We start from the raw sequence: 3700 nt of genomic DNA, 5'->3' as shown, positions 1-3700 counted from the left end.
CAGTTTTATCTGTTCCCCAACAGACACCATAAAGTAGTATATATCCTAAAAAAGTCACCATTGCTGTAATACAAAAATTTGACATAAAAATCTCCATTCCACCGGCAAGCCGCGGCACAAATAGTACTGAAAGTGTTTTACATCTCAACTCTGTGATTTAAAATATATGACAAGAAGCTATACTACAAAGCATGAGGGGATGAGTTGTAAAAACTTTCTCTGCTTTAGACAGCATAAAAATCAGTTTAAGTTCCGCCTTTTCAAGCATCTATTCCGGGTATAATAAAATCAAAGCAATACATTTTTACACAGCCTTCTTTCTCCAATTCATCATATTCTAAAAACTTTATCCCATTATGTGCTTTTGAAAGCAGACTTTTAAAATCCGTTACCAAAGTTTTTACTTCTGTATAATCACTGACTTTAAGAAGGCTAATGCTTAGATTTACATCTCCGGCAAGATTTGTTTTTATTACCTCAGGTCTAAAATTGGTAGGATATTTTACTTCTTTTATTTCATCCGGCAAATCTATAAAAAATTCCGGAATATATATGCTTAACAAGTCATCAAAGTACTGTTCTTTGCTAAAAGTTTCAAGTCTGCCTTCTATATAGTATCCCGTATCCAAAGACATAGCTTCAGTTTCATAATTCCTTACTTTTAGAGGGATGATTTGATTGTCATGATAATTTCTCATAGTATCACCTTTATTATAATTCTAATAGTAGCGTATCCTTGCTTTTCCGTTATAAACAAATATTCCATTCAAATGATTCGGTACAGCTATATTTTTATAATTATCAAATATGCCGTTACCAAATACCTCTACTTTAACTCGCTCTACACTTTCAGGAACATAAATTTCTCTTAAATTTTTACAAGATGAAAACACATCATACCCCAAATATTGCACACCGTCAGGTATAACAGCAAAGGATAAATTACTACAATTTTCAAATGCCCTATCTCCAATTATTTTAATTCCCTTTGCAAAATCTAAACTGTAAATTTTCGTACCTTCAAAAGCCAAATCTCCTATCATAGTCGTACCCTCTTTAAGTTTTATATCGGTCTTTTTCTTATCTAAGCATTCTATAAGTACATTGCCTACATATTTACATCCGCCCACTTCTTCTTGACTGCTGTACCAAGGGGTATCATCTAATGCATTATAACCGACAAAACTTACACCGGAAGAATCACCTATATCAGTCAATTTTTTACAGCTCTCAAAAGCTCCATCACCTATATATCTTGTTTTATCATTTAAATTAATCGACCTTAAATTTTCACATTCACCAAATGAACCATCTAAAATATCTTTTAAGTCTGATCCCAACACCACTTCCTTTAAATTTTTACATTGATGAAAACTATACTGTGGTAATGACCTTAGCTTATCCGGTAATACTATTCTTTCAAGAGAATCACATGCTTCAAATACGTTATTTCCCATTAACTCCACATTATCCGGTATATCTATATATGACAGTTTTTTGCAACAACTGAATGCAGACTCCCCTATAACTGTTAAGCTTTCCGGAAGAACTACTTCCTCAAGTGTAGGCGAGTCAAAAAAAGCTCCTCCTGCTATACTTTTAATCCCGTCTTTAACTGTTACCTTCCTCTCATTTCCTTCATACTCCATTAAAATATTTGAAAAATATTTATATCCGTCATCTGTCGGAAGTTTTGATAACCATAAAGTATTTATAAAAGCTCCCGCCCCCAACAAGATATCTTCTCTGTTTAAGACAACTTCTTTCAAGTTTTTACAATCCATAAAGGCTCGACTTCCTATAGTTTGAGTATTAAAAGGTATATAAATCTTTTCAAGACTTGTACAATTATAAAAAGCTTCATCCCGTATTTCCTTTGATTTTTTGGATAATTGTACCTCTTTTAGTGAAGTACAATTTTTAAAAGTCCATAAACCTATATATGTTTTTGACTCTGAAAAATCAACTTTTTTTAAGTTTACGCAACTTGCAAAACTTCCCCCGATTAAATACTCCAAGGAATCCGGAAATGCTATATCTTCTAAACTCTCACATCCAAAAAATGAAAAAGGCCCTATTTTCTTTAGCCCTTGTGGAAATTTAATTTTCTTCAACCCGGTACAACCCGCAAAAGCATAATCTTCTATACTAACCAGCGATTCAGGCAAAACCACCTCTTCAATATCTGTATTATCTATAAAAGCATTTGTACCTATACTTTTAACTCCTTCAGGAATAATTAGTATTTTGGATCTCTCATCTTTATTTATAATACCTCTTTTTATTCCTCTTACAGTACTGTTATATATAACCATATGTTCAAATAATATATTTCTTACACAATATTGTAATACAGAAGTAAAAATGATTATAAACATAAAGGTGATAATTACTCTTTTTTTTAAATATTCTTTCCTTAATAATTTCACTTTTTCACTCCTTCTGTGCATTATTCATTAGGCAACATTGGTAAAATATTGCTCAAATTTTCCATAAGTTTTTTCATAAGCACTTCCTTTTGATAAAGATATGTTTTTTATTCTCCTTCTAATCTATATATCTTACTTTCACATTTTCATAAAAATCAATCTTTTCCGCTATTTCTTTGCTCACAATGACTTCTTTTACATTACCTGAGCCTAAGAGTATACTTTCTCCTACATCTTCCACCGACTTCGGTATATAGACTCTTTTTAAATTTCTGCAATCTATAAGGCACAGCTTAGATATATATATCAGCCCGTCCGGAAACTCCACATCTTCTAATCTATAGCAATGGCCTAAAGCGGACTCTCCAATTATTTTCAGTTCTTTTGAAAAAACTATTTTTCTTATCTTGGATTTGGAAAATGCATTATTTGCTATACTGATTGTTCCGTCTTTTATGATAACCTTTCCTCTTTTTTTATCTACAAGTTCTATAAGATGATTCCCGATATATTTGCAACTATACTCATCCTCTTTTATAATATTATAAAACTTTGTGTCATAAAAAGAATTCCCGATATATAGCGGTTCCCCTTCAAACTCTACATTTTCTAAGTTCATACACATATTAAATGCACCATCATCTATTTGCTTTACATTCTTTGGAATAACAGTATTTTTTATTAAAGTACAACCTTTAAATGCTTCTTTACCGATATATTCAAGTCCTTGAGGCAGTTCTATATGCTGAAATTTCTCACAATTGTGAACTACCCATAGTCTAAAGCCTATGGGCTTCCTGCTTCGCTGACCTCGCAACCTACTATCTCCACAGGCGTTAATTTGGGCAGTCCCTGCCCTATCATTTTTATTATACTACTTGTCTTAATCCTTCTGCCAATATGTTTTTTGCCGCATTGATATCTCTATCGTGTTTTATATTGCAGAAAGGACATATCCAATCTCTTACTTTTAGATCTTTTACATTTGTATTTTTATACCCACAACTAAAACATATCTGACTGCTTGCATAAAATCTATCTATCTTAATATAAGTTCTGCCGTTCCATTTTGACTTATATTCCAGTTGCCTTGTCAGCTCATACCATGATGCATCGCTGATAGATTTTGCTAAATTATGATTTTTTACCATATTTTTTATCTGTAAGTTTTCCGAAACTATCACTTGGTTTTCGTTTATAATTTCGCTTGAAATCTTATGCAGATAATCTTTTCTGGTATCAGCTATTTTCTCATAGCATAGTGCTATTTG

4 protein-coding genes are annotated in these 3700 nt (G+C 32.1%); all 4 read right to left on the bottom strand.

Going from position 1 to position 3700, the window contains the following annotated elements; genetic code table 11:
* Positions 1–260 precede the first annotated feature (260 nt).
* Positions 261–698, bottom strand: coding sequence for a hypothetical protein (locus HMPREF0381_RS06905; RefSeq protein WP_008751215.1), 438 nt, complete (start codon positions 696–698; stop codon positions 261–263).
* 21 nt (positions 699–719) lie between these two features.
* A complete protein-coding gene (locus tag HMPREF0381_RS06900) occupies positions 720–2429 on the bottom strand; it encodes a leucine-rich repeat domain-containing protein (protein WP_154647083.1) in 1710 nt (569 codons plus the stop codon).
* A gap of 118 nt (positions 2430–2547) precedes the next feature.
* Positions 2548–3246, bottom strand: a complete 699-nt coding sequence (locus HMPREF0381_RS06895) for a leucine-rich repeat domain-containing protein (protein WP_008751213.1) — start codon at positions 3244–3246, stop codon at positions 2548–2550.
* Positions 3247–3298: 52 nt separating this feature from the next.
* On the bottom strand, positions 3299–3700 hold a 402-nt coding region (locus HMPREF0381_RS06890; RefSeq protein ID WP_008751212.1), incomplete at its 5' end, for an RNA-guided endonuclease TnpB family protein.

The organism is Lachnoanaerobaculum saburreum DSM 3986, assembly GCF_000185385.1.
Taxonomy (GTDB): domain Bacteria; phylum Bacillota; class Clostridia; order Lachnospirales; family Lachnospiraceae; genus Lachnoanaerobaculum; species Lachnoanaerobaculum saburreum.
This window is presented reverse-complemented; position numbering and strand designations above follow the sequence as displayed.

What these genes read in the sequence shown, in the direction of transcription:
- HMPREF0381_RS06905 (WP_008751215.1), bottom strand. Translation starts at nt 698, where the DNA reads ATGAGAAATTATCATGACAATCAAATCATCCCTCTAAAAGTAAGGAAT.